Here is a 25705-nt window from a genome sequence, read left to right as displayed (position 1 = left end):
ATGATCGTCCGTAGAATACCGGTACACCGCTCACTGCATAGGCACGCGCTGGTCATGGGTGCTGAACGCGAACCGGTCATGACCGCAGGCCTGATCAGCATCATTCTTGTGCTTGTAGGTAAAGACTTTCTTTCTACTGGCGTGGCTATCGTTTTCTGGTTCTTCAGTGTCTTCATACTGCGGATCTGGTCAGAAGACGACCCGCAGAAGACCAAAGTCTGGTTCCGCCGCAACGGCTATCAAAATGTGTATCCAGCGAAAGCTACACCTTGGAGCAGATAGGAATCGCTATGCTCAAGCTCAAAGACTACCGCCACAAACAGAAGAGCCTGCCGGACCTGCTCCCCTATGCCGCCATGGTCGATAATGGAATTGTGCTCTGCAAAAACGGCGCACTCATGGCCGGCTGGTTTTTCAGATCTCAGGACACTGCTTCAAGCACGCCCAGTGAACTTGCGGCCATCAGCAACAGAGTAAATCAGGCACTGAAGGAACTTGGTTCCGGCTGGATGTGCCATGTCGATGCTGTGCGGACTCCTTCAACCGGCTATCCGGTTCCCGCTGCAAGCTACTTTCAGGATAAGGTAACAGCGGCCATAGATGATGAACGCCGCAACGCTTTTGAATCAGGTGATTTTTATACCACCAGCACGTTCATAACTGTCACCAGCATGCCCAGTCTCGGCAAAGACAAGGTAAAAAGATACGCCAGTGGTGAAAGCTTTGCCTTCAGTTCGCTGGAAAAATATTTGAACGACTTTAAAAAGGCCATCATACAGCTTGAAGACTCGCTGTCACTATGCCTTCAGCTCGAACGTCTTACGGACTATGTTTATGAAGATGAATACGGTTCACGCAAGACTATTTCCCCACTTCTGAGCCTGCTGCAATTATGTGCGACCGGGGAAAACCATCCAATAATGCTCCCCGAAATCCCCATGTATCTGGATGCCGTTTTAGGTTGCAAGGATCTCGTTGTGGGCGACTCTCTTTTCATGGGCAAGAAACATATCCGGATTCTTGCCATTGACGGACTTCCATCGGAAAGCCACCCGGCTATGCTCTCATGCCTTGAAGGAATTTCCATCGAATACAGATTTTCAACCAGATTCATCTGCATGAGCCAGATAGAAGCACTCAAAGAACTGGAGCAATACCGCAAGACATGGCAGCAGAAAATTTTCAGTGTTTTTGACCTGATGTTTAACAAGGTCAACCCGAAGCCAAACCAGACAGCGGCAGACATGGCCTCTGATGCAGAACAGGCGATCACGGAAATTGAATCCGGCGATTTCTCAGCCGGCTTCTATACCGCCTGCATCGTGCTGATCAGCGAAGATCCGGAACAGCTCGAAGAGCAGACCCGGCTACTAAACAGACATATCCTTTTCAAGGGCTTCAGCTGCCGGGTGGAAACAACCAATGCTCTCGAAGCATGGCTGGGAACCCATCCGGGCAACAGCTTTGCCAATGTTCGGCGGCCCATCATCAACACCATGAATCTGGCCGACATGCTCCCGCTGGCTACAATCTGGGCAGGCCGGGAACATAACCCCTCACCCATGTTCATGCCGTCCTCCCCGGCTTTGATGCATTGCGCCACAAACGGCGCAACTCCCTTCCGGTTGAACCTGCATGTGGGTGACATTGGCCATACCTTGATGTTCGGTCCTACCGGCTCCGGTAAATCCACCATGCTTGGCATAACCGCCGCCCAGTTCAGGCGATACAAAAATGCAACGATCTTCGCTTTTGATAAGGGAATGTCCATGTTCCCGCTGTGCAAAGCAGCCGGGGGAAGCCATTACGAAATTGCCGGGGAAGGCTCAGAACTGGCCTTCGCGCCCCTTTCGCATATTGAATCTGATTCAGAACAGAGCTGGGCTGAACAATGGATAGAAACCCTTGTCCAGTTGCAGGGTTTCATTGTTCTCCCTACACACCGCAATGCCATCCATCAGGCCATGAACCTGCTGCGCAACAATCCGCAGGACATGCGATCGCTAACGGACTTCTACCATCTCCTGCAGGATGACGAACTGAGGGAGGCAATCAAACACTATACCGAAGCCGGTGCAATGGGCCATCTGCTCGATGCCAAGCAGGACACTCTTGGTATTGATTCGTTCATGGTCTTTGAAATTGAAGAGCTCATGAACCTTGGCGACAAGAACCTGATCCCGGTTCTGCTTTATATTTTTCACCGCATTGAAAAAGCACTGAACGGCCAGCCCGCGCTGCTCATTCTGGATGAAGCATGGGTCATGCTAGGCCACCCGGTATTTCGGGAAAAAATCCGGGAATGGCTCAAGGTTCTGCGTAAGGCTAATTGTGCAGTTCTACTTGCAACCCAGTCCCTTTCAGATGCTGTGCGCTCCGGGCTGCTTGATGTTCTCTCCGAATCCTGCCCGACCAAAATCTATCTGGCAAACGGCAGTGCAAATGATGAGGACCAGCGCAAGCTCTATAAAGGTCTTGGCCTTAACTCCACCCAGATCCAGATCATCACCTCAGCTGCTCCCAAGCGGGACTACTACATAGTTTCCCCCGAAGGACGCCGCCTGATCAACCTTGCCCTTGGCCCGGTGGCCCTATCCTTTGTCGGTTCATCAGACAAGGGAAGCATTACGCGCATCAAAGAGCTGGACAAACTCCATGGAAAAGAATGGCCCGGCAAATGGCTTGAAGAAAGGCGGGGAGATTTCAGATGAGTAACCGATTAACCGCTGAAAAGTTCAACGCAATGCTTAGCCGACTCGCTGAAGGTCTGGGACTTGGGACAGGAAAAGTGACTCAGGTCCAAATGGCAAAAGTCCTTGGAATCCGACAGTCATCTATTTCTGACGCCAAAAAGAGAAATTCTATTCCTGCGGAATGGTTCCTCAAAGCGTTAGAAATCGGCGGGATCGATCCCGAATGGGTGCGCACGGGCAACGGACCCAAATACCGGGTTCTATCCGACACGCCTAATGGAGCTTTGACAGTAACAGAACTTCACAAACGCATTGCCGCTGAAAGTAAGAGGGAGCTTAGCGAAGAAGAGCTTATGTCCGCTCTGAAAAGAAGGTTTCCTGCCGGCACGACTATAGAGGTTCATTTTTTGATGGGATGCACCGGCGAAGCCAAGGAGAATGCAGAATGAAATCTGTAATTAACCTTATTTTCATATTGTTCATACTCATAAATTCAACCCCGGCCAAGGCAATGACCGTGACCTGCACCAATTGCAGCGATAAATTCCTGCAGATGCTGGAGCGCGTAACCAACATTGAGCAATTGGAAACCATGTACCGGACATACGCAGAAGAAATGATGCAGACCCAGCAACAGATCATGATGGTAAAGCAGAATATTGAGCAGTACGTGAACATGGTCAAGAATACCATCCGGTTGCCGTTCGCCATTAAAAACAGCGTAATCAGGGACTTTAAACAGCTGGCGTCCCTGACAATGGGCCTCAAGGAGACCGTTTCAAACATTGACGTTCTGGATGGAGTTTACGATGCATATTATCCGAATTTCAATTCAGCAAAACAACTCGTAGGCCTTCCGGCCAGCGAAGTTAATCCCAAATATTACGAATATTACGCCAAATGGTCTGAGCGTGTGGATGAAGCAACTGAAGCCACTTTCAAACTCTCCGGGCAGCAGCTCAAAGAAATCAGCGAATCAGAAGAATTCGACGCCTACATAGATGACCTCTTAAGCAGCCCGGAAGGAAGAATGCAGGCCCTTGAAGCCGCCAATCAACTCTCATCAATTCAGATATCTGAAATGAGAAAGCTGCGCGCGCTCATGGCTATGCATATCCAGAATCAGGCCCAGATTCAGCAGAAGAAGGAGAAGATTGATCAGCTGAAGGCAGAAAGCCGCAAAATGTACTTTGAAAACGATCTCGCTGAACAGGCAAAACAATTCATTGAGAGCGAATAAATATGCTGCCTATTTTTCCTTTTCAGCACTCTTATCCAAAAGCTTTTGAGCCTGAGCAGCAAGGTCATTCTCAAAATATTCCTTGGTATCCTGCTTTACTTTGGAGACAACCTTCTCAGGTGTTGCTTCAGCTTTGTCTGTCTGCTGTTCATTACATCCAGACATTAATCCACTTAGAAGTAAAACAAACAAAAGTACAAAAATTTTATGCATATATTCGTCCTTATTTATTTTTCAAAAAACTAAAATCTAAAGATTCAATTGTCAAACTGACAGTACTCGTAACATTCACATTCATAATTTTGGGTCTCGATTATGATTCAGCCTTTGCAGTAGAACAGACAACACAAAGTTTAGACTTTCCTTCAACTGTTCTGGCTGAACTTGAAGAAGCTTCTAAAGCTTGGGGGCCGATAATTGAAGGCTTTTCATTAAGCCTCTTCAAATGGCTGATTCAGATAGAAATCGGACTTTTTGCAATTCGAGCCATTCTCAGTGGGCAAGAATTAAAACAGACCTTTGCAGAATTCACACTTCTTATTTTCTATTCCTGCTTCATGGTTGCAATAATATACAATCATGAAGAATGGACCACTGCATTAATCAATTCATTCAGCAATGTTGCGATTAAAACGGGAGCACCGGAACCAAGCCCGCAAAACATATTCACATATGGTCTCATAATAATAGGCAACCTGCTGAACAACTTCAGCTTAATAGATATTCCTGTCAGCATTGGAGTCCTATTCAGTAGTCTGGTCATAGCCGTCACATTCACGCTGATCACAGCCCAAATAATAATGGTGAAATGTGAAGCCTACATTGTCTTAAATGCAGGAGCCATCCTGCTTGGTTTTGGCGGCTCCAAGATTACAAAAGAGTATGCCATCAACTTTCTGCGCTACGCCCTTTCCGTAGCAGTAAAGTTATTTGTCCTCCAATTGCTCATGGGAATGAGCATGAGCTTTATTATGAAATTTTCATCTGTAAACACCAAAAGTTTTGCAGATATTTTCATAGTCATCTGCTCATCCATCCTAATCCTAGCCCTAGTCAAATCAATACCGGACATCGTTTCCGGTATCGTCAATGGTTCCCATGTTTCCACCGGGAGTGCTCTTACTTCTGCGGTTTCAGCTGTCGGTATCGCCAGCATGGCTGTTGGCCGTGCTCCGGCTCAGGCAATGGGCGGTGCTGTTGAAGCCAAACGCGGTTTCAATGCTGCCCAAGAAGCATTCTCCATGGCCGGTTCCCAAGGCGCGACCGGATTCGCAAAAGGAATGCAGGCAATGAAAAATTTAGGTGGAGCCATGCGTGACAACATCGGTGACAGCGACATGGGCAATTTACGGAGCAGCATGGTTGCTCGCCATGAATCTTTCAAGATGGATCAGGCTAACTCCGGTCCGTCAAATGACTATCAATTTCCTTAACCAATGGAGTGAGAACATATGTCTAAAACAGAATCCCCATACCTTTCAGCCAGAGAAGAATGGCTGGAACGATACGGTTCATACATTGAAGGCCGTAACCAGTGGAGGCTGGTAGCATTGGTCTGCCTGCTGATTACCGCCATATCCATCAGCATGAATTTTGTGCAGGCCACCCAGAACAAAGTCGTTCCCTACGTGGTCGAGGTGGACAAGCTCGGCCACTCAGTTGCCGTTAAACGCGCTGATCAGGCGGAACCGGTTTCCCACCGAATCATTCAGGCTGAAATCGCCAATCTCATTGTTAACTGGCGGACCGTTACCGCTGACATCGGGCTACAGAAAAAGATGGTCCAGCGCATGTCTTCATTTGTGATCGGCGCGGCCCGTGGCGCGACAAGAGGCTGGTACGAAGCGAACAACCCTTATGAGCGCGGGCAAAAAGCCCTCGTTGAGGTTGATATTAAAGGGATTCCGCTCCCTGTCAGTTCTGAAAGCTGGCGTATCGAATGGCTGGAAACAGTGCGCAACCATTCCGGTGTCGCCATGACCAGCACCAAGTATGAAGCGACTGTCAAAGTCCGCATATCTCCCCCCACAACTGACAGCCAGATCATCCGCAACCCTGCCGGTGTTTATGTCACCGAGCTGTCATGGGCAAAACTTCTTGAACAATAGGAAACAGGAGCAGAAATGAAACATCTCATTTTAACGTTATTCCTTGTTCTGATCGCCTGTTCCGGCTGGGCTGCGCCGAATCAGCAGCAAGCCGGACAGCAAAATCCTGATATGGGATTGCTGAACAAGGTATTTGCACAACCAACACCACCGAAAGGCAGCAAAAAACCTGCTGAAGCGGCAAAAATTCCGTCTTATTCGCCTTCTGTGCTGGCGCAGCCGGACTATATATCCAAAACAAACGTTCGTCTTAATAGCAAGGAATGGGAAGCTCTGAAGCTTTCCAAAGAATGGATCAACCGCAAGATCAACCCGATCCTGCTGGAGAACGGCAAGGTTGTTTACATCTTCGGGGCAACCATGCCGACAATCATCTGCTCACCGTTCATGGCTTCAGATCTTGAGCTGCAGCCCGGTGAAAACGTCAATGACGTTATTGTCGGTGATACTGCGCGTTGGCTGGTTACAGTTGGCCAATCCGGCACACCGGGCCGGGAATCCACACATATTATTCTCAAGCCGCTAGACGCCGGACTTGTGACCACCGCCGTCATCACCACTGACCGCAGGGTTTATCACCTGAAGCTTGTCTCACGGCGTAAGGATTACAATCCATACGTTTCTTTCATCTACCCGGAAGACCAGCAGAAAATCTTCAAAGACAGACTGAAGCGGAAGCAGAAAAAGGACATCTGGAACACCACCCAGATTGAACAAAAAACCGTGGATCTTTCCACTTTGGACTTCAGCTACACCATCAGTGGTGATGATGCGAGCTGGAAGCCCATGCGCGTCTACAATGACGGAATCCGGACCTTCATTCAGTTGCCGAGAACTTCCACCCAGACCGAGATCCCGGTGCTGCTGGTGGAAAAGGCAGGGCAGGAAGCGATCGTCAACTACCGGGTCAAAGGCAATGCCATGATCGTTGATGAAATCTTTGAAAAAGCAATCCTCGTGGCCGGAACCGGAATGGATCAGGCCAAGGTTGAGATTACCCGGGTGGAGGTAACCAAATGAGAATCCTGATTCTGATCATCCTCCTGCTCTTCCCCACCGGCTGCAATGCTTGGCGTTCCATGATCAAACAGGTCGAAGTGGTTGAGCAGGCAACACCTATGTACGAGGAACACGAAGTTGATTCCATCGTGGAGGAAGCCGCACTCAAAGTTGCCGCCCACTATCCTCCGGGCCGCACCGTTATTCACCTGACTGTCTCGGACAATCCCTGCGGCTGGAAATTCGAAGCCAACCTGCGCGAACAGGGATTTCAGTTCAGCCCCAAGACCACTGATCCCAACGTCTTGAATATGAACATGGTCTTCGATTCCTTCACCAATTCCACCCTCTATTACCTCTATCTCGGATCTTCGGATGGCTGGTCTTTCGGGCAGGTCTACAACCTGACCTTTGAAGGCTTTGAAAAATCCGGCCTGCTGACCCAGACCCCGGCCTTCTTTGAGTTCGTGGGCGGTGATGCCGAACAGGTTGAATCTCCCCTCAATGAGAACTGGTCCATCGTTCCCGGCGGTCTGCGTGACCAGCTCAAACGCTGGGCCGGTCGCGCTGAATACACATTGGTCTGGAAGGCCAACCACGACTTTGAAATGCAGTCCCATGCAACCTTCAGGGACACATTTCCACGGGCTGTAAAACGCCTCTTCTCCCGGATGCACGCCAACGGGAACTCCCTGCGCGTGACCATCTATCAAGCCAATAAAAACATTGTCGTCAGCGAGGATTAAGCATGAAACGCACTTTGCTACTCATACTCATTTTTTCTTTTACCCTTTGCAGCTGCGCACCGCTCCAGCCTTCACAGCAGGAACGATCAGTGAAAAGCCGCGCGGCTTCCATGAGATCGGCCAGCAGCAAGAAGACTGTTTCCATTGTCCATGCTCCCTATCTCGGAGCCATTGCGGTGGAGCTGGACGATAACAGGCTGCCCTCAATCTTTAACCGGCGCGTAACCTTGACCAACAGGATCGGTACTGCTTCCCAGATCGCCAAGTGGGTCAGCGAACTTGTGCCGCTGCATATCGAAGTAGAAGCAGCTGAACATACCGGCAAAGAAAAACAGAAGCGCATGCGCATCAACTATGATGGCAAGCTCTCCAATCTGCTGAACACCATGTGTGAATACTTCGGCATGGGCTGGGAATATGACCAGCAAAGCGGCAAGGTTGAAATTGCCCGTTTGCAAACCAAATCTTTCAACCTTGCAGTTGCTCCGGGCAGCATCAAATACGAATCGACTATCACAAATAAATCCCAGACTTCCGGCAATTCCGGTGATTCCAGCGGCATGGATGGAGTGGGCCAAACCACCAAGACTTCAGATAGCGTCAGCCAGACCTCGCAGACCAACAAAGCAAAATTTGAAGGCAATGTCTGGAAGGACACCGAAAAAGCCATTGAGGCCATGCTTTCCAAAGACGGCAGAGTTGTGGTCAACGAAGCCGCCGGAATGGTCACTGTTACCGACACGGCCACAGTCCTGCACAGGGTCGGCAGGTATATCAAATCCCTGAACACCAAGATGGGCAGGCAGGTGGCTCTGGCCGTAAAAGTCTGGGCCTTGGAAATGTCCCGCAATGCCGATGTCGGCTTTGACATTGAAACCTTACTTAAGGCCGGACAATCCAGCTTCAGCATCCTCGGCGGCCAGCCTTACAGCACCATTTCCGGAGCCGGAACACTTACCGCCGCCATTCTGGATGGTGACTGGAAAGACACCAAGCTCATGCTTCGCGCCCTGAAGCAGCGCGGTCGCACCACTCTGCTTACTTCCGGTTCAGGTATCGTCATGAACAATCAAGCCCTGCCCGTTCAGGTAGTTAAGCGCGACACCTATCTTGCCGGGATCAGTTCCACCACCACGGAAAACTCCATGCAGACCTCCGAGCTGACACCCGGTGAAGTTTCCACCGGCTTTTCCATGACTGTGATCCCGCACATCATGAACAATCGCAAAGCCATCCTGCAGTACAACATCACCCTTTCCTCTCTTGATTCCATGGAAGAATTCACTTCCGGGGATTTGACTATCCAGCTGCCGCAGGTTTCCACCCGCAGCTTCAGCCAGCGGGTCAAAATGAAATGCGGCCAGACTCTGGTCCTTGCCGGATTCGAGCAGGAAACCGACCAGCAGTCCAAGGGAATTGGAATCAGCGCAGGCGGACACAGTCAGAAATATGGCAAATCCCTGATCATCATCACCATTGAGATGGAAAGTGCCGGGGTCTAGTCATGCGCAGTATCAAAATCAAAAAGAAAGAATACGTCATCGGTTTCTGGTGGCAGCTCCTCGAAGGCAAGGGACGAAAAGTGCTTTTCGAAAAAGCACGCGCAGTTGCCGAAGATTTCAAGGACAGCAAATACAATTGCATTGTTCCCCGCAAGCAACAGTTCGGTCTCGGAACTTGCGAGAGTAGGAAAGTAAAACGCTTGCCCTCTCTGGCCTGTGCATTGGTTGAGAGATCCCCTGACACATGGATCGGAATATTCTGCTTTGCGGAAGATCTCTGGTGGGTCTGCGCGGTCAGCAAGAAAATGATTGTTGCTGATGGAGACCAATACTTCACTTCTAAAATAGAAGCCGAAGCCCACTTGGCCCGCCTGAAGTCCATGTCCAGTTGGGACAAGGACAACGAATACCGCTGCGAGACAGTGGATGAATCCCTGTCCCACTTTGAAGGGCTGCTCAAAGCTACTGAACGAGTACAGCCGCTCTATCCGGAACACTCCAACCTGAAGTTTATCCTTGGCGCGGCCATACTCATTACGGCCTGCGCAGGCTGGTACATGTGGGATGCTCACCAGCAGGATCTGCGTGAAGCCGAACAACGCAGGATCGCCCAAAAAGCACGCCAGAAGGAACTCCAGAAACAGGAAACCGTCACAAAAGATCCGGAGAAAATATTTGCCATGGCTTGGAAGGAAGCTCCCCTGCCGTCAGCATTTGCCCATGAATTCCTGCGTGCCGTACGTGATTCCGAGCCGTACACCCTCGGCTGGAAGCTCAATTCCATTATCCGTGATGCGGACGGAATCTACATGGCGTGGCTGCATCAGGAAGGTGCAGATTTCACCAACCGCCCGACCGTTGAGAAAATCAATTCCAGCCTTGGTGCAAAGCCTGAGCTGGCTGACCTGACCATTGATTACCCCGAAGCTGAAAAACGCCCTGCACAAGCCCTCATCAAAAAGGACGTTGCCACAGCCCGACTCTATGAATTGACCCGCAATATCGGAGCCAAGCTGAACCTCACTTGGCAGGCTCCGGTGACCAAAAAGCTGGATAACAAGATCCTCCAAAAAACCGTTGCCGTCACAGCTCCGTGGGTCAAGGGAGAGTGGAAACTTTCCGCTCTCCCGGTCGGGGTAACGATCGAGGACGCGCTTTTCACAGCAATGGACTCCATCCCCTGTCTGGTCCTTTCAAAGATCGACTTCACCAACAACCAATGCACCTTGGAGGGCCAGATTTATGCGGTCTACTAGCCAGACAATTCTGATCATAATGTTGGGACTTATCGTCCTGACCTTTCTGTTAGGGACGCTCTTCTTTGTCGTCCCCGCTTTCGCAGAAGACTTGGCCGACCTGAATCCTGCAGGAGAACTCCTGATCGATGTGGACACAGGTAACGCGACCAGCTCAGTCAATGCGACCGCGCCCATAGCACAGGCCAACGCAACAAATACTACCGCTAATTCAAACGTAGCAAACGGTACGTCCATAACTGCGTTCATGACCGACTCAAACAGCACAGATAAAGATCAAAAGCCGGAAGCTCCGGCTTCAGCTGAAAACGCGACTGCTACCCCGGCACAAACAACCGCCCCAGAAGCAACCGAACAGGTGGCGCAACATTCCTCAACCTTCGCACGCCCAGCAGTAAGCCTTGGTGATGCGAACCATCTGCGCAACCTGATTGAATACCGAAACCTGCAGGTAAAGCTTGCCAAAAAAGAAAAAGAATTGCTTGAGCTGTCCATTCCGGACCCGGCACTCATCACCCCCAAAAAACAGGAAGCTAAACCGAAAAAGAAACGCTGCCCGGCATGGCCCAAGGTCGTTTCCATCCAAGGTGTGGACGGCAGGCTTTCCGCTACCCTTTCCAGTTCCGCAGGTATCGAGACTGTGCGGGTCGGCAACACAGCCGGTCCCGGTAAAGTCGTATCCATAACCCCCAATAAAGTTCTGGTCCGCACAAACGGCAAGAACGTTGCCTTGAAATTCAAGGAGTAAATGATGACTGAAACTGAAATTCCCACAAGCCTTCAGGAACGCATCCTGTTTCTGGACGGCAAAATCATTATCTCGGCTGAGGTGGAGAATGACGCAACCCTGATGTCATTCCTGAGTTACGCTGCACGTAAAGGTTTTACTGAAACCGAAAGGAAAAAAGCTGAAGAATTCCAGAAACTGCGCAAGGAACATTTCACAAAGGCAGAAACAAGCAGTGATATTCAAGAACTTGCTGTCCAGATAATCGCAGACGCATACGAGCAAGGAGCCTCGGACATCCACATCACGGATCATGGTCCGTTCACCTCCATATCATTTCGCAAACTCGGAATGGTTCAGGATTACAAACAATTAATGGGTGAAACCGGCAGAAAAATCATCGTTGCCATCTATCAGACGATGTCAAACCAAGGGGACTCAACATTCGTTGCAACCGAAAGTCAGGATGCCAGAATTTCAGACCGCAAGTTCCTGCCCAGTGATGTCCATTCCATCCGTGTCCATACCGAACCTCTTGAAGAAGCCATGGCCGAGAACGGAACCGGCACAGAAATGGCTCTACGTTTACTTTACGATCGCACAACAGCACAGGGCAGCCTTGAAGAAAGGCTTGCCACACTCGGATATTCTGAAAGGCACATGCGCCGCATTCAGTTCCTGACCCAGCGTTCCGGCTTGGTGCTTCTTTCAGGTCCGACCGGTGCGGGTAAGTCTACTTTCCTCAAGCACATTATGGAAAGTATGGCTAAGGACAACCCCGAAAAGAACTTTTTCTCTGCTGAAGATCCTGTTGAATACCCTCTTGAACGAGTGAAGCAGATCAGGATCAGAACCAGCTCCAAAGAAACACGAGGCGAAGAATACAGCGGAGCAATAGCCGGATTAATGCGCTGCGACCCCGACATCATCATGATCGGTGAGATTCGTTACCCGGAAGCTGCCTCCGCCGCCCTTGATGCTGCCCAGACCGGACACGGAGTATGGACCACCGTCCATGCAAACTCTGCCTTCGGGATCATTCAGAGAATGGTTTCCCTGCTGCGTGCTGCAAACTATCCGGACCCGCTTGAATACCTCTGTGACCATACCGTTCTTTCCGGCCTGCATCACCAGCGGCTCGTCCCGGTACTCTGCCCTCACTGCAAACAGCCTATTAAAGAAATTTCAAAACTTCCTGCAGACAACGAGCTGCGCCGTAAGCATCTCCCTGAACCGGTGCTGAGTCGTTTGTTTAAGGCTGTAGACAAGCTGCATGAGAAAAACGTTCATGTCCGGGGAGAAGGATGTGAACACTGCCGCGGCATAGGAATCATCGGTCAGACCGTGGCCTCTGAGATTGTGGCCACAGATCATGTAATTCTGCGGAACATCCGAGCCGGAAACATGGCAGGTGCATACAAACACTGGCGTAATGAACAAAACGGAGAAACGTTTGTCAGCCACGCCATCAGGCTCATTGAAGAAGGAATCATTGATCCTTACCTGACCGAAAAACGACTGGGCGTACCGCTGAACTACGCCAAAGTCTCTGACGATTTCAGCAAGGGTATTTCCGCAACCGGCTTCGATGAAATGGCAGGTTCTAAAATCGTGGAGAGGCCGAATGCAGCGTCCTGATCTGAATAGAATACTTGCCAAGCTCTTCTTCAATGCTCCTGTGCGAATCAGGTTCTACAGAAAACTGGCAGCACTGACCCGGCATGGTGTCATCGTGGCAGAAAGCGTTGCTGAACTTCAGGAAAGATACGCCAAGCAACGAAGCCCACTGTCTCTTGTTCTGGCAGAAATATCCAGCCGTCTGGATGGCGGAAGTAAACTCCATCAAGCCATGCAGGGTTTCATCCCTGCCGAAGAAGTAATGCTCATCGATAGTGGGATTACATCCGGTAAACTGTACGAATCGCTTGATCTTGCAGTGCAGCTGATTCAGGCAAGAATGAAGATTATCGGCTCCATGCGTAAGGCTTTAGCCTATCCTGCATTACTGATCAGCGCACTCATCACTTTGCTGATTGTATTCTCAAGATATGCCATGCCCAATTATATCCAGATATCCAACCCGGAAAACTGGAGTGACGGAGCAAAACTTCTTTATCGGGTCTCCTGCTTTATTGATTCCACCGCAGGAACGATTCTTTTTGCCGTAATCATACTTTCGGGCCTGCTCTCCTTAGCCACCATCAAAATCTGGACCGGGAATATCCGCGTCCGCTTTGACTCCATTCCGCCATGGTCATTCTACCGACTGATCATCGGCAGCCTTTGGCTGTTTACTCTCGCCATTCTCATGAAATCAGGAATCCAGCTTTCTACCGCAATAGAAAAAATGCTGGCTATTCCAGACACAGGTCCGTGGCTCAGAGAACGACTCCAGTCAGTCCTAGCTCAACTTACCAAAGGTAAAAAATTAGGTCCGGCTCTGGACGACTCCGGATACCAGTTCCCAACCAAAGAAATCATCGAGGACCTGCGTATTTACTCAAGACTCAGCAATTTCCACAGCCAGCTCTATCTCATAGCTGAAGAAATGCTGGCAGAAGGGGTTGAAAAGGTACAGACGCAAGCCAAAATTATCAATTACGGCTGCATCATCACAATAGCTTATCTGGTGTCCAACATTGTTCTGGCAATGTCCGACATTCAACAACAATCCGGCCTGAACATGGCCTACTAGGAGATAAAAAAATGAACTTACTCGAACTCACAGGCGTTCTGGTTATCATCGCAGTACTTCTTGGAACAACAGCACTCAGGATCAAGTCTGGAAGGGAAAACGAGATGATCACGACTGCGCAACAGAACATTTCTACCTTTAAGCTTGAAGTTAAAAATCTCTACAAAGGCGAACCGGATTTTACAGGACTCACCACCAATATTGCCGTCAAAAACAAAATCGTTCCAACATCAATGGTCAAAGGGAACGGTGAAGTGCGCAACGTATGGGATGGTGCAGTTACCGTTGAAACAGGAACCGATCCCAGCACCTACATAATTACTTCAAACGAAATTCCAGAATATGCCTGCGTAAAGCTGGCCACTTTTGAATCATGGAAAAGCCTTTCAGTAAATGGAGTTGAAATAACTCAAGGCAGCGGAATGGTTGCAGCCATTACCGGGCAACTCCAAGACAGCAACACCATTGCTTTCACCTCCGATTACTCCAACTAGTAGAGGGGTCACATGACACTCAAAAGTGCATCATTCACAGATCTTATACTTCATGAAAGCGGGGAGGCTTTTATGAAAGGCTGCGATTCCTGCGGCCAAAAACTCGTTCCCTGTACAGAGGACATCAAAAAGGAAATTGAAATCCTGCACAAGGAAGTCCTCAAAGTTCATGAAAAGACTGGACGACACACTTTTAGAGTCATCCATGAGGAAATCAGCTACAGGGTCGCCCTTTATGAAGGTGTGGATTGGGGCAGTGGTAAAGTTTTCTTCCTGCGCCGCATTCAGGAGCAGGTCGAAAACTTCAATAATATCGGAATGCCTGAACCAATTGCAGAATGGCTTCTTTCTGCGGAACAGAGCAAAGGTCTGGTGCTTTTCACCGGTGCTCAGGCTTCAGGTAAAACTTACAGCGCATCATCTCTGGTAGGGACACGACTCTCAACTCTCGGCGGCCATGCTGTCAGCTTTGAAAATCCTGCAGAAATGCCTCTTGACGGCAAGCATGGAGAATACGGTTTCTGCTTTCAGGCCGAGATTGAACGCGAAGAAGATCTGGCTGAAGGCATAGAAAGGTCCCATCGTTTTGCCTCTCCCAACATCATCTACATCGGCGAAATCCGCAGCAAATACGCGGCAAGCGAAGCTCTGCGGGTCTGCCTAGGTTCTGACAAACAGATTGTCGTTGCCACCATGCATGGGTTCGACCTTGTAACCGCTCTTGAAAGATTGGTGACTATGGCCCGTGAAATAGATGGGGAAATCGCCAGTCAAAACCTCGCTCAAGGATTGCTTGCGGTCGTTCATCAGCAACTTGAGGAAGACGAAAACGGACAGAAAGTTCTCAACGTCCCTCAATTCCTGCTGGCACCCTTCACAGATGAATACGTCGGATTACGCGCCAAGATTAAAAACAATGAAATGATCGCTCTGGAAGAAGAGATGCGTGACCAAGAGAACATCATCAACTTCTACGGGATACAAAAGATATGAAGATGTTCGCAGTTCTCTTCACCATGCTTGGGTTGCTGGCAATGCTGACACCGGACTCCTTTCTTCAGCATGAAGTAAAGCAGGGAAAAGCTAAAGCTGTTGCCGTTAATTTCGGCACCTACCGTAATGCTGTGAACGATTTTGCCATAGCACGCCCCAATGCTTTCGGAGGAATTCCCATCCCCATATCACTCCTTGACCTGCCGTCCGGTTGGAAATCCATGCGTGCATGGACCAACCGACCGGACGGCGGGAACATCTATGTCTGGGGTCCGGTTCAAGGAGCTGAAGCCGGAGAAATCATGGATTTATTCATGGAGTCCTACGCCATTGGAATCAAACGCAGTGGATCACTGGTCACAGCTCATGGGACCGGAATAGCCCTGCCATCCTTCATCCCCAACGGTAATATCGTCAGCGTGATCAGACCATAGGAGCAAAGATGAAAATCAATCCTAAAAATAAACAATCCGGATTCGGCATGATGGATGCTCTTGCGGCATTACTCATCCTTGCCGTGATTTCACCAATGCTCTCAAACATGCAGCACCAAGGCTTTGAAAATATCAAGCAGAAGAGTGTCAGCAAGCATCTTGCCACTGTCCTTGATGCGGCTTCCGACTATGCCAAGGAACATTATGCAGATCTGATCAGCTCTTCCACGGCCAGCAGTGCCACCGCTGTGACCATGGCCCAGCTCCGCTCCGGAAACTTCCTGCCTTCCGGATTCCAAGATCGCAACGGCTGGGGCCAGCAGTACGGAATTTACGTGCTCGAACCCAACGCGGACGACCTGCAAGTCATCGTCCTGACCTATGGCGGACGCACGGCCGCAAATGACAAACATTTCGGCACTGCTTCTGCTCCGTCAGCTGCGGCTATGGTCGGCGGTGCCGGGGGCTACATCCCCACCGGAGATCTTCCCGGTCAAAGCTCTACCGAGCTGCGCGGCTCCTACGGAGGTTGGACCGTCAATCTTGCCGGAACCAACATTCCGGTTCCCAGCCCCGGCCACATCGGTGGTCGCGCTTTCCTGCGTGAAGGAGATCTCAGCCAAGACTTCCTCTATCGCGTGGAAGTTCCCGGCCATCCTGAGTTGAACGAAATGTCCACTGAGCTGGACATGACCGATCACGCCATTGAGAATGTGAAGGAAATCCAATTCGACGAGCACACCATCGCCGACATCGATGCGACCGGCTTTTGCGGAGATCCGGAGAAAGAAGGACGTATCTTCTTTGATCCTGCAGTTGGTCTTTACATCTGCCGTGAAGGCGAACCGCAGATCCTCGCCGACACCGGCAATTCCCAGCTTTTCAAAGATGCCACCTACGCTTCAGACGGTGAGCTGATCCCCAAACCGACCTGCCCCCCGGGCGTGACTTCAGTTCCGCAGATTTTCGTGGCCCCGGCTGTATTTGCCGAGGGTGCAGAGTCGCAGGCCTTCGTTGCCGTCCAGTCATGGGCGACGGACGAAGGCGACAACTGGCGCGTTCATCTGCGCATCAAAGACGTTACTGACACATGGGTATCGCCTCCCGCCGGATACGGACGGGTAATGGTGCTGACCACCTGTAATTAGGAGAAAATCATGAAGATAGAAGAAAAGAAACCAATGTCATTTAAAACTCTAATGATGGTTATTTCCGCCTGCATATGCCTGCTGGCGGCAGTCTTGATCGTACTTTCTTATACCCCCGAAGCGTTTGCCGGGGATGCCACAAGTTTCAACCCGACTTCTGTTGCTGTCCAAGCTCGTGCTGCCAGCGACACGCCCATAGGAGGAGTTATTCCTTATAGAGGGAGTTCCGTTCCGGACGGCTGGCTGGAATGCAACGGTCAATCAACTGCCGGATACCCGGAACTGGCTGCAGTTGTCGGCGCAAATGTGCCGGACCTGCGTGGGGAGTTTATCAGAGGATTGGACAGTGGTCGTGGTGTCGACACTGGACGAACATTGGGAAGTACACAGGCGGATGCGATGGAAGAACATCGTCATGATACGACGCTTACTGTTTCGGGAAGTTATAATATAACAGTGAAATATGGAGACTCTAGCATGGGTGGAGCTTATCCGTATGGTATTCATATTGGTCATGGTCCCGGATATTTAGGTAATTATGCTGGGGGGACTATGACAGCAACCGGAACCGGAACCTCGACTTCAGCTGGAGACGGAAGCGAAAACAGGCCCCGCAATGTAGCCCTCATGTACATCATCAAGGCGCAGTAGGATTTCATCATGTCAGATTCTCCTAACAGCCTTGCAAGTCCTTCAAAGGGAATAAAGGGAAACAACCGTATCTTCTTCATTGCGGTGGTGGTTGCGGTAATTCTGGTCGCGGTCATGATTTATTCCGTATCCAAATCCATGAACCGAAAAAAGAAAACTGATACCGGTCCCAGCACAATAGCCGAGTCAGATATCAAGCAGCCGCTTAATGCTCCTGAGACCTTCGGCCTTTCACTCCCCCCAAAGGAAGAAAAAGAACCTGAAAAAATTCCGGTTCAGGAAAAGCCATTGGTTACGGTTGTCCGACCGACTGAACCCACCGAAGCCGAAAAGCAAAGGCTGAAAGAACTTCAGGAATTGCGGACTTTCAAGCTTGAACGCATGAAAGCGGCTCTTGCTGCTCCGCTGAAAGTTCAAGCCGCTATCCCCGAAAAAAAGGCCCAAATAGTACAAGCATCCATGGATGATGTGCGCTCCCGGCATCCCCTGACCATGCCCGGAATGTCTGCCCTTACTCCGGCTGAAGGCAATGACCGGAAGGACAAGGAAGAGTTCCTTTCCACCCGTGCGGCCAAGGATGGCTCATGGCAGCTGCCTTATGACCGTGTCCCCGGCAAACCGTTTGAGCTTAAGACCGGCTCGGTCATCAACGGGATCATGATCTCCGGCATTAATTCTGATCTGCCCGGGCAAATCATCGGACAGGTCAGCCAGAATATATATGACACCGCCAGCGGACAAAATCTGCTCATCCCGCAAGGGTCACGTATGGTCGGGGTTTATGACTCCAGAGTTGCCGCCGGGCAGACCCGCGTACTTGTTGCATGGAATCGGATTATATTTCCTGACGGCTCGTCCATCACCCTCGGAATCATGCCCGGTACCGATGTCGGCGGCTATGCCGGTTATTCCGGAGACGTAGACAACCACTATCTGCGCATCTTCGGTTCTTCAGCCATCATGAGCGTGATCAGCGGCGGCATGGCCTATGCCATGGATAAATTTAATAAAAGCTCATCATCAAGTGACAATCCCAGCCTGCAGGATGAACTCGGCTCGGCCCTCTCCAGTCAACTCGGCCAGTCCACACTCTCTCTTTTGCAAAACAACATGAGTATCAAGCCGGCCATCAGCACTGCGCCGGGCAAGCGTTTCAACATGGTCGTGACCAAAGACATCGTTTTCGCACGTCCTTACAAGCCATACAGGATTTGAAAATGAGTAATAACGATTACGGACTCGGTAAAAAGAAAGGTCGTGGGAAAAGCGGCTTACTATACCTCTTTTTCCTTATACTGCTGACCTGCTTTGCCATGGGCTACGCCACCCAGAACACAGCCGCACTTTACGGTCATCATAAAGCATTGGGTCAAACCGTATACAAACAGTTCTACTGGCCGTGGATGATCTTCCACTGGGTACAAATTGTTCAGCCCAGTGAGCATCTAAACCGTATCATTTCAATTTCCCTGATTATCTTTGTTGCCCCTCAGTTTGTAGTGCTGGCAATAGTCTTCCTTTTTGCAGGCAGGCCCAAAGGGGTTGAAGACATCCACGGCACCGCGCACTGGGCCAAGAAAGAAGAAATCCAGCAGGCAGGTCTGCTCGGCGGTTCAGGGGTATATGTCGGCGGCTGGCAGGAAGAACAAATCCTCCACTACCTGCGCCACAGCGGTCCCGAACACATCATGGCCTTTGCCCCTACCCGCTCCGGTAAAGGTGTCGGACTGGTACTGCCCACCCTGCTCTCATGGGGCGAAAGTTCCATCGTTCTCGACATCAAGGGAGAAAACTGGGCTTTAACCTCCGGCTGGCGCAAAGCGCAGGGCCATAAGGTCATGAAATTTGATCCCACGGATACAACGGCAAGCTCCGCCCGGTACAATCCCCTGTCTGAAATCAGGCTTGGCGGACCTTATGCCATACCCGATGCCCAGAACATTGCCAGCATGATTGTTGACCCTGACGGCAAGGGCCTCAAGGACTACTGGAACAAAGCCGCGTTCTCGTTCCTCGGCGGTACAATGCTGCATTGCCTGATCCATTTCCAGATCAATGAAGGCCGTCACGCTACATTGAATGACCTTTCGCTCATGCTTGCCGATGAAGACCGGGATATGTCGGAGCTTTTTGAAGAGATGCTGACCAACGACCATGTTGCAGATCTTCAAACCCTTTTCGGCGACTCCATGAACGATGAATCCATGATGGCCATCAGAAAATTTATTGCCGCTGCAGCCCGAGAAATGCTCAACAAGGCAGATGCCGAACTTTCCGGGGTTGTTTCAACCGCAGTGGCCAACATGGCTCTTTACCGTGATCCGGTGGTCAGCTGGGCCACTTCCGGATGCGATTTCCGCATCGCAGACCTTATGAATTCCGAGCAGCCGGTTTCCCTTTATCTGGTCATTCGTCCTTCAGACATTGACCGCTTGCGGCCGCTGGTCCGGCTGATCCTAAATATTGTCCTGCGCCGACTGACCGAAGAAATGGAATTTTCAGGCGGTCAGGTCAAAGCTAATTACAAGCACCGTCTGCTGCTCATGCTCGATGAGTTCACTTCACTGGGCAAGATGGAAATCTTTGAACGCGCTCTGGCCTTCATGGCCGGCTACGGCATCAAGGCCTACATCATCGTGCAGGATCTCGCCCAGCTCCAATCCGCTTACGGCAAGGAAGAATCAATCATGAGCAACTGCCACCTGCGCATTGCATACGCGCCTAACAAGATAGAAACCGCCGAAGTCCTTTCAAAAATGAGCGGTAAAACCACCATCATCCAAAAAAAGACATCTCTTTCCGGCACCCGCAACGGACATATGAACAGGGCCAGCGTGAGCATTTCTGAAGCCAAACGCGCCCTGCTCACTCCCGATGAATGCATGCGCTTGCCCGGCGCGGAAAAGGACCGTCACGGCAAAATCACCAAGGCCGGGGATATGCTCATCTTCCCCGCCGGTTTTGCTCCCATCTACGGCAGACAGATTCTGTTCTTCCTTGATCCGGAATTCCTTGAGCGGTCGATGATTCCGGCTCCGGAAAAATCAGACCTGCTTCATGAACCTGCTGAAGCAATACAGACCATCAGCGAACCGGAAATAGATCTGGACGCTGAAATGGATGAACTCATTGAAGAGACCACTGACTATGAAGAATGCTGAGAAGATTGAAACCCTGCTCCCGGTACGCTTCCCGCGTGAAGCCTGCCGGACCTGTCCGGCCTGCGCCGCATGGATGGCTACACATAGGACCAGAAAAACAGGTCGCCCCGGCTGTCCGGTCTGCCATGGCGATGGCCGAGTTCCATACATGTTTCTGCCGCCGGAACAAGTTTCCGGTCGCGCTCTGGTGGAAGTGGAAAGGGATTTAATTCCGCTCCTGAAGCCCATATTTGGAGAATGCAAAGAGCCAGGTCAACACCGGGCCATGCAGATGGGCGAACAGGTGCGCTGCCCCGGCTGTGACGACCTCTGCGTAATGCCTGAAGGGATCAACGCAGGGGATCTTATTTCAACTGATTTGAAAGAAAGGAGGAACTATGCGCCCCACCCACTCACCGCAATTTCGTGACAAAATTTCAAGCGTTCCGGACATGAGCAAGCTTTTTCATGTCCGTTCTCAAAGCGATAATTTTATTTAGGGAGAACTCCCTGAATTTTAGGACTCTTAAATATCACTTTTCAACTGAACCTGATCCCCAAGGAATCAGCCCATGACTGCAACGGCACAAAAATACGACCCTCAAGGCTCTGGTAACTGCGGTGATCAGTATCAGGCCCCTGCTGATACCGATCATCTGAAGAAGCTCATGCGCCGTGATATTACCGGATTCTACAACCGTCTTTCCGCTGTCGGCAGGAGGATTCTTGCCACTCTCATCCAAGCTGCGCCGGCAATGGATGAGCCGTTTCCTTTTGTTATCTCCAGTCTTCAACATGGTGTGAAATGCAGCAAACTAAGCGTGCTGCGCACTATTCCCAAGGGCGAAGAGGCTGGCCTTTTCAAGCGCAAGGATCACGAAGCTGGCCGCAGGCACGGCAGCATCATTACCTTATATAAGGAACGCTGCGAGTTCTTCCTGAGCCTGTACAAACAGGAATATGGACTACTGCTTGATACCGATCATGATCGGTATCAGGAGAGAGTTGTTACCAATGCTGACCGGTATCAAATCAACTTTGGTAACATGGATGACCAGAAACCAAAGAACAACATCCATTCATTAAATTTATCCGATACTACGGACGCACTTTTTTCCCGCTTATCCGATCAGGGCAAACGTGTGTTCGGTATCATCTCAGCACTTGCAATCGAAACAGAGCAGGATGAAATATCCCTTGTAATCCAATCTGTTGCCAGAGAGGCCGCTTGCAGCGAAGTAACCGCAAGACGGGTACTCAAGCACGGCCATGAAGCCGGGATTTACGCCAAAAGACAACACGAACGCGGCCCCCGCTTCGGTGTAATCCTTAAGCTCAATGCCACGCCCATGGAACGGATCAAGGAGCTTGTGCAAACCTTTCCCGCTCAGGATGTTACCAATGCTGATCGGTATCAGCAGGGTGTTACCAAACATGACCGGTATCATGACCGTAATGATACCAATCCTGATACCAGACCTGATCGGTATCAGGTTACCAATGCCGATTTACCGGCAAAACAGGCCCTTAAACAGTGCGAATCAAGGGCTGGCGGCAATCACATATCACAGCCTGATACCAATGCTGATCGGTATCAAAACCCGGTACTATTAGATAGACAGATAAAAAATCTATCTGGTTCTGAAGAGAATGAAGAGGAACGCTGGGCGCAAAGGCTGCTTTCAATCAGCACAGACGAATTTCAAATCCTCTGGCCCCGGCTCCATGATGAAAGGTTTGGGCCGGATCAGATTCGCCAGATCATTCAGCATCGTTTTTCCTTTGATGAAACAATTCTGGATATCGAGAACTCTCTTCACGCTGCTGAATGGGAACTGGAACACGAAACTTTCCCGCCAGCCCGTAAAGGCCCCTGCAATTACCTCTTTGCCACTCTGAAAAGCAAAGGCACATGGCGCAGGCCCGTTGGCTTTCTGACTCCCAATGAACAGGCCCTTGCCAATGCCAAGAAAGAAAAAGCCGTTATCCGTGAGCTGAAGGAGTTGGACAAGCAGAAAGCCAAAGAAGCTGATCAGGCTGCCCAGAACAAAAAATTTGAAGCATGGCTGGCAGGCCACACTCCTGAAGAACTGGAAGCCATTGACGCCCTTTGTTCCCAGCGCGTCAGCACAGAAACAACAAAACGTGCATGGCGTAAGACATACTGGAACAAGATCAATAAGGGCGCGGCATGAAAAAAATGCTGCTAATCCTTTTCTTTCTCCATGCGCTAGGAATCATCTACCTGCTGCATGAACTTGGCTTTCGCTGTAACTTTACCGATTCCATGCCCCATGGAATTTACCAGATCGTGCCGGGCAAGCCTGATCGGCACGATCTGGTCACGTTCAGTCTTGCTGAAGACAATCCCTATTTCCAAATTTCACTTGAGCGGCACTATCTGGGCCTGAACGGTAACAGGCCGCTGCTCAAAACTTTAGCCGGCCTTCCCGGAGATTCGGTTGAGATCTCCGCTGAAGGTGTGCGTGTTAATTCCAAACTACTTCCACGTACAAAAGCCAAAACCTGCGACCGACACGGACGCCAACTGCCAATTTTCCTGAAGTCTACTGTTATTCCCTCTGCCAAAGGTCTGGCCCTGTCCACCTATACCGAAAACAGCTTTGATGGCCGTTACTTCGGGCTGGTGGATATGGATCAGGTGCGGAGGGTCATACCCATTCTAACCTTTAAAATCGGAGGATAAATGCGTTTAATAATCGCGGAAAAACGGGATGTGGCGGAAGCCATTTCCCAAGCCCTCGGCGGCCCGGCTAAACCGACCGGTCCCGCCTATCATGTAAACGGTGACCGCATCACATGGCTCTGGGGTCATCTGCTGCGGCTTACTGATCCTGAAGAGCACGATGAGCGTTACAAGCTCTGGGATCTCAACACCCTGCCCATGAAATGGCCAGTGACTTATGCGCCTGAAGCCAGACACGCCGACCATCTCAAAAGAATCATCGAGCTTGCCCATCAGGCAGACGAGCTGATCAACGCGGGTGATCCTGATCCGGAAGGTCAGCGGCTGGTAGATGAGGTTATCGAGTTTGCCGGCCTGACAGGCAAACCGACCCAACGGTTGCTGATCAACGACAACACCGACTCAGCCATTCTCAAGGCCATGAAGAATATGGAGGAGAATAAAAAATATCATGGGCTGTCCATGTCTGCGCTGGCCCGTGCGGTTTGTGATCAGCGTTTAGGATATAATCTGACCCGTTGCTATTCCATACTGGCCCAGAAAAAGGGCTATGATGGTGTGCTTTCCGTAGGCCGGGTTCAGACTCCTATCCTCGGCTTGGTTGTGGCACGCGATCGCGCACATGAAGGACATGAGAAGCAAGCCTATTACACTGTCAAAGCCCAAATTGATATGCCGGGCCAGCTGGTGGAAGCCGAATATATCCCCGCCGATGATGCGCCCATGGATGAGAAAAGGCGGATCGTGGATGCGGTATTCGGCAAGAAGATTGCCAATGAAGTTCAGGGAAAGCCGGCAACGGTTCTTTCAGTGCAGACTTCTGAGCGCAAGAATGACCCTCCCCTGCCCTACAACCTGCTGGCCTTGCAGGCCGATGCTGCCGGGCTTTGGAACTACAAGCCGAAAAAGGTGCTGGAGATCACCCAGCGGCTGCGCGACCAGCACAAGGCCATCACTTACAACCGCAGTGATTGCCGTTACCTCAATGACGAACGACATGAAGAAGCGGCAGAACTGCTGCTGGCCCTGACCCCGGCCTTCGGAGACATGGCCGAGTATGCCGCACCCAATCGAAAATCAAAGGCTTTCAACTCCAAGAAAGTCACCGCACATCACGCCATCATCCCGACCATGAATGTGCCGGAGCTGGACAAGCTTAATCAGGACGAGCGGCGCATTTATGAGCTGATCGTCAAGCTCTACATTGCCCAGTTTTATCCTCCGGCAGAATTTGTGGCCACAAAAGTGGAACTGAAAATAGCCGGCCACAGATTCAAGGCTGAAGGAAGACTGAACAGCTCCCCGGGCTGGCAGCTGCTGGATGAAAAGTATCTCAAAGAATACGAGAAAGCCGAAAAACAAACAGCACTTCACAAGCTCCTGCAGGATGATTCCGGAACCGTTGAATCCGCTGAATCGGTGAAGGCTTTCACCAAGCCCCCGGCACTCTACACCATGAAAACCCTGCTCAAGGATTTAACCGCGGTCGCTAAGTATGTAAGCGACCCGGAAATCAAAAAGCTGCTTCTGGACAAGGACAGCGACAAGCAGGACGAAGCCGGCGGAATCGGAACCCCGGCCACCCGTGATGCCCATATTGAAACGCTCTTCAGGCGTGGCTTTGTGGCGGAGAAAAACAAGAAGGTCATCAGCACCGAACTGGGCCGGCAATTCCACGATGCCCTGCCGGAATTCGCAGTGAAGCCGGACATGACCGCCCTCTGGCATGAGAAGCAAAAGCAGATCGAAGCCGGAGATCTCAATTACCTCCAGCTCATCGAAGAGGTGGACGATTCCGTTGCTCTGGAGATCGAGCGCGTCAAGCGCGAAGGCATCAATATTAAGAGTAATGCTGTGCAATGCCCCAAATGCAAAACCGGATTCCTGAAGCCCCGCAAGGGCAAAACCAAATTCTGGGGCTGCTCCAACTATCCCGACTGCAAAGCAACCTTTCCCAACAAAGCCGGCAAGCCGGATCTCAAGGCCAAGCCGGCCAAAAAACTGGAAGCATCCAAAGAACACAAATGCCCTGATTGCGGCAAAGGTCTGATCCGCAGGCCCGCCAAGCGTAAGGGCATGTTCTGGTGGGGTTGCAGCGGATTTCCGGAATGCAAATTCCGCTGCTTTGACGAGAAAGGAAAACCCAAACTGGAAAATTAACCAACAAAACCA

At 50.7% G+C, this 25705-nt stretch carries 24 protein-coding genes; all 24 read left to right on the top strand.

Annotation, left to right across the window (positions count from 1 at the left end; all coding sequences use genetic code 11):
- On the top strand, positions 1-282 hold the full coding sequence (gene trbD, locus FMR86_RS09700) for a conjugal transfer protein TrbD (protein ID WP_239057200.1): 282 nt from the start codon (positions 1-3) through the stop codon (positions 280-282).
- Between the two features lie 8 nt (positions 283-290).
- On the top strand, positions 291-2711 hold the full coding sequence (locus FMR86_RS09695; RefSeq protein ID WP_163350907.1) for a conjugal transfer protein TrbE: 2421 nt from the start codon (positions 291-293) through the stop codon (positions 2709-2711).
- The gene (locus FMR86_RS09690; protein ID WP_163350906.1) at positions 2708-3142 is read left to right on the top strand and encodes a helix-turn-helix domain-containing protein; all 435 of its coding nucleotides are present in this window, start codon (positions 2708-2710) and stop codon (positions 3140-3142) included. Before FMR86_RS09695 ends, FMR86_RS09690 begins: the two co-directional genes overlap by 4 nt.
- The gene (gene trbJ, locus FMR86_RS09685) at positions 3139-3933 is read left to right on the top strand and encodes a P-type conjugative transfer protein TrbJ (RefSeq protein ID WP_163350905.1); all 795 of its coding nucleotides are present in this window, start codon (positions 3139-3141) and stop codon (positions 3931-3933) included. The genes FMR86_RS09690 and trbJ overlap by 4 nt, the downstream gene beginning before the upstream one ends.
- A 2-nt stretch (positions 3934-3935) precedes the next feature.
- The gene (trbL, locus tag FMR86_RS09680) at positions 3936-5366 is read left to right on the top strand and encodes a P-type conjugative transfer protein TrbL (RefSeq protein WP_163350904.1); all 1431 of its coding nucleotides are present in this window, start codon (positions 3936-3938) and stop codon (positions 5364-5366) included.
- 18 nt (positions 5367-5384) lie between these two features.
- Complete coding sequence (locus FMR86_RS09675) at positions 5385-6041, top strand: VirB8/TrbF family protein (protein WP_163350903.1); 657 nt, start codon at positions 5385-5387, stop codon at positions 6039-6041.
- A gap of 15 nt (positions 6042-6056) precedes the next feature.
- Positions 6057-7061 (top strand): P-type conjugative transfer protein TrbG, encoded by a 1005-nt coding sequence (gene trbG / locus FMR86_RS09670; protein WP_163350902.1) that lies wholly within the window; start codon positions 6057-6059, stop codon positions 7059-7061.
- Positions 7058-7786: a TcpQ domain-containing protein gene (locus FMR86_RS09665; RefSeq protein ID WP_163350901.1), complete on the top strand. Its 729-nt coding sequence runs from the start codon at positions 7058-7060 to the stop codon at positions 7784-7786. Before trbG ends, FMR86_RS09665 begins: the two co-directional genes overlap by 4 nt.
- Before the next feature lie 2 nt (positions 7787-7788).
- Positions 7789-9288 carry a secretin N-terminal domain-containing protein gene (locus FMR86_RS09660; protein ID WP_163350900.1) on the top strand — a complete coding sequence of 500 codons (1500 nt, stop codon included), beginning with the start codon at positions 7789-7791 and terminating at the stop codon, positions 9286-9288.
- Positions 9289-9290: 2 nt separating this feature from the next.
- Positions 9291-10544, top strand: coding sequence for a type 4b pilus protein PilO2 (pilO2, locus tag FMR86_RS09655; protein WP_163350899.1), 1254 nt, complete (start codon positions 9291-9293; stop codon positions 10542-10544).
- Positions 10531-11292: a hypothetical protein gene (locus tag FMR86_RS09650; protein ID WP_163350898.1), complete on the top strand. Its 762-nt coding sequence runs from the start codon at positions 10531-10533 to the stop codon at positions 11290-11292. Before pilO2 ends, FMR86_RS09650 begins: the two co-directional genes overlap by 14 nt.
- A gap of 3 nt (positions 11293-11295) precedes the next feature.
- Complete coding sequence (locus FMR86_RS09645; protein ID WP_163350897.1) at positions 11296-12909, top strand: GspE/PulE family protein; 1614 nt, start codon at positions 11296-11298, stop codon at positions 12907-12909.
- The gene (locus FMR86_RS09640) at positions 12896-13966 is read left to right on the top strand and encodes a type II secretion system F family protein (protein ID WP_163350896.1); all 1071 of its coding nucleotides are present in this window, start codon (positions 12896-12898) and stop codon (positions 13964-13966) included. The genes FMR86_RS09645 and FMR86_RS09640 overlap by 14 nt, the downstream gene beginning before the upstream one ends.
- Before the next feature lie 11 nt (positions 13967-13977).
- The gene (locus tag FMR86_RS09635) at positions 13978-14460 is read left to right on the top strand and encodes a type 4 pilus major pilin (RefSeq protein ID WP_163350895.1); all 483 of its coding nucleotides are present in this window, start codon (positions 13978-13980) and stop codon (positions 14458-14460) included.
- Positions 14461-14472: 12 nt separating this feature from the next.
- On the top strand, positions 14473-15453 hold the full coding sequence (locus FMR86_RS09630) for an ATPase, T2SS/T4P/T4SS family (RefSeq protein WP_163350894.1): 981 nt from the start codon (positions 14473-14475) through the stop codon (positions 15451-15453).
- Complete coding sequence (gene pilM, locus FMR86_RS09625) at positions 15450-15887, top strand: type IV pilus biogenesis protein PilM (RefSeq protein ID WP_163350893.1); 438 nt, start codon at positions 15450-15452, stop codon at positions 15885-15887. Before FMR86_RS09630 ends, pilM begins: the two co-directional genes overlap by 4 nt.
- 8 nt (positions 15888-15895) lie before the next feature.
- Positions 15896-17035 carry a shufflon system plasmid conjugative transfer pilus tip adhesin PilV gene (pilV, locus tag FMR86_RS09620; RefSeq protein ID WP_163350892.1) on the top strand — a complete coding sequence of 380 codons (1140 nt, stop codon included), beginning with the start codon at positions 15896-15898 and terminating at the stop codon, positions 17033-17035.
- Between the two features lie 9 nt (positions 17036-17044).
- Positions 17045-17686: a phage tail protein gene (locus tag FMR86_RS09615; RefSeq protein ID WP_163350891.1), complete on the top strand. Its 642-nt coding sequence runs from the start codon at positions 17045-17047 to the stop codon at positions 17684-17686.
- Between the two features lie 9 nt (positions 17687-17695).
- Positions 17696-18901, top strand: coding sequence for a TrbI/VirB10 family protein (locus FMR86_RS09610; RefSeq protein ID WP_163350890.1), 1206 nt, complete (start codon positions 17696-17698; stop codon positions 18899-18901).
- A gap of 2 nt (positions 18902-18903) precedes the next feature.
- Positions 18904-20847 carry a type IV secretory system conjugative DNA transfer family protein gene (locus FMR86_RS09605; RefSeq protein ID WP_163350889.1) on the top strand — a complete coding sequence of 648 codons (1944 nt, stop codon included), beginning with the start codon at positions 18904-18906 and terminating at the stop codon, positions 20845-20847.
- Positions 20834-21256 carry a hypothetical protein gene (locus tag FMR86_RS09600; protein ID WP_163350888.1) on the top strand — a complete coding sequence of 141 codons (423 nt, stop codon included), beginning with the start codon at positions 20834-20836 and terminating at the stop codon, positions 21254-21256. The genes FMR86_RS09605 and FMR86_RS09600 overlap by 14 nt, the downstream gene beginning before the upstream one ends.
- A gap of 142 nt (positions 21257-21398) precedes the next feature.
- Positions 21399-23021, top strand: a complete 1623-nt coding sequence (locus FMR86_RS09595) for a hypothetical protein (RefSeq protein ID WP_163350887.1) — start codon at positions 21399-21401, stop codon at positions 23019-23021.
- On the top strand, positions 23018-23533 hold the full coding sequence (gene traF / locus FMR86_RS09590; protein ID WP_163350886.1) for a conjugative transfer signal peptidase TraF: 516 nt from the start codon (positions 23018-23020) through the stop codon (positions 23531-23533). Before FMR86_RS09595 ends, traF begins: the two co-directional genes overlap by 4 nt.
- Positions 23534-25693: a DNA topoisomerase gene (locus FMR86_RS09585; protein WP_163350885.1), complete on the top strand. Its 2160-nt coding sequence runs from the start codon at positions 23534-23536 to the stop codon at positions 25691-25693. It abuts the gene before it with no gap.
- The last annotated feature ends 12 nt before the right edge of the window (positions 25694-25705 follow it).

It is taken from the genome of Desulfovibrio sp. JC010 (assembly GCF_010470675.1).
Taxonomy (GTDB): domain Bacteria; phylum Desulfobacterota; class Desulfovibrionia; order Desulfovibrionales; family Desulfovibrionaceae; genus Maridesulfovibrio.
Note: the sequence above shows the minus strand (reverse complement) of the source record. Positions and strands in the feature narration are given on the sequence as shown.

Excerpts from the sequence above, each read along its gene's own strand:
- trbD (WP_239057200.1), top strand. The coding sequence starts at position 1 with ATGATCGTCCGTAGAATACCGGTACACCGCTCACTGCATAGGCACGCG.
- FMR86_RS09695 (WP_163350907.1), top strand. The coding sequence starts at position 291 with ATGCTCAAGCTCAAAGACTACCGCCACAAACAGAAGAGCCTGCCGGAC.
- FMR86_RS09690 (WP_163350906.1), top strand. The coding sequence starts at position 2,708 with ATGAGTAACCGATTAACCGCTGAAAAGTTCAACGCAATGCTTAGCCGA.
- trbJ (WP_163350905.1), top strand. The coding sequence starts at position 3,139 with ATGAAATCTGTAATTAACCTTATTTTCATATTGTTCATACTCATAAAT.
- trbL (WP_163350904.1), top strand. The coding sequence starts at position 3,936 with ATGCTGCCTATTTTTCCTTTTCAGCACTCTTATCCAAAAGCTTTTGAG.
- FMR86_RS09675 (WP_163350903.1), top strand. The coding sequence starts at position 5,385 with ATGTCTAAAACAGAATCCCCATACCTTTCAGCCAGAGAAGAATGGCTG.
- trbG (WP_163350902.1), top strand. The coding sequence starts at position 6,057 with ATGAAACATCTCATTTTAACGTTATTCCTTGTTCTGATCGCCTGTTCC.
- FMR86_RS09665 (WP_163350901.1), top strand. The coding sequence starts at position 7,058 with ATGAGAATCCTGATTCTGATCATCCTCCTGCTCTTCCCCACCGGCTGC.
- FMR86_RS09660 (WP_163350900.1), top strand. The coding sequence starts at position 7,789 with ATGAAACGCACTTTGCTACTCATACTCATTTTTTCTTTTACCCTTTGC.
- pilO2 (WP_163350899.1), top strand. The coding sequence starts at position 9,291 with ATGCGCAGTATCAAAATCAAAAAGAAAGAATACGTCATCGGTTTCTGG.
- FMR86_RS09650 (WP_163350898.1), top strand. The coding sequence starts at position 10,531 with ATGCGGTCTACTAGCCAGACAATTCTGATCATAATGTTGGGACTTATC.
- FMR86_RS09645 (WP_163350897.1), top strand. The coding sequence starts at position 11,296 with ATGACTGAAACTGAAATTCCCACAAGCCTTCAGGAACGCATCCTGTTT.
- FMR86_RS09640 (WP_163350896.1), top strand. The coding sequence starts at position 12,896 with ATGCAGCGTCCTGATCTGAATAGAATACTTGCCAAGCTCTTCTTCAAT.
- FMR86_RS09635 (WP_163350895.1), top strand. The coding sequence starts at position 13,978 with ATGAACTTACTCGAACTCACAGGCGTTCTGGTTATCATCGCAGTACTT.
- FMR86_RS09630 (WP_163350894.1), top strand. The coding sequence starts at position 14,473 with ATGACACTCAAAAGTGCATCATTCACAGATCTTATACTTCATGAAAGC.
- pilM (WP_163350893.1), top strand. The coding sequence starts at position 15,450 with ATGAAGATGTTCGCAGTTCTCTTCACCATGCTTGGGTTGCTGGCAATG.
- pilV (WP_163350892.1), top strand. The coding sequence starts at position 15,896 with ATGAAAATCAATCCTAAAAATAAACAATCCGGATTCGGCATGATGGAT.
- FMR86_RS09615 (WP_163350891.1), top strand. The coding sequence starts at position 17,045 with ATGAAGATAGAAGAAAAGAAACCAATGTCATTTAAAACTCTAATGATG.
- FMR86_RS09610 (WP_163350890.1), top strand. The coding sequence starts at position 17,696 with ATGTCAGATTCTCCTAACAGCCTTGCAAGTCCTTCAAAGGGAATAAAG.
- FMR86_RS09605 (WP_163350889.1), top strand. The coding sequence starts at position 18,904 with ATGAGTAATAACGATTACGGACTCGGTAAAAAGAAAGGTCGTGGGAAA.
- FMR86_RS09600 (WP_163350888.1), top strand. The coding sequence starts at position 20,834 with ATGAAGAATGCTGAGAAGATTGAAACCCTGCTCCCGGTACGCTTCCCG.
- FMR86_RS09595 (WP_163350887.1), top strand. The coding sequence starts at position 21,399 with ATGACTGCAACGGCACAAAAATACGACCCTCAAGGCTCTGGTAACTGC.
- traF (WP_163350886.1), top strand. The coding sequence starts at position 23,018 with ATGAAAAAAATGCTGCTAATCCTTTTCTTTCTCCATGCGCTAGGAATC.
- FMR86_RS09585 (WP_163350885.1), top strand. The coding sequence starts at position 23,534 with ATGCGTTTAATAATCGCGGAAAAACGGGATGTGGCGGAAGCCATTTCC.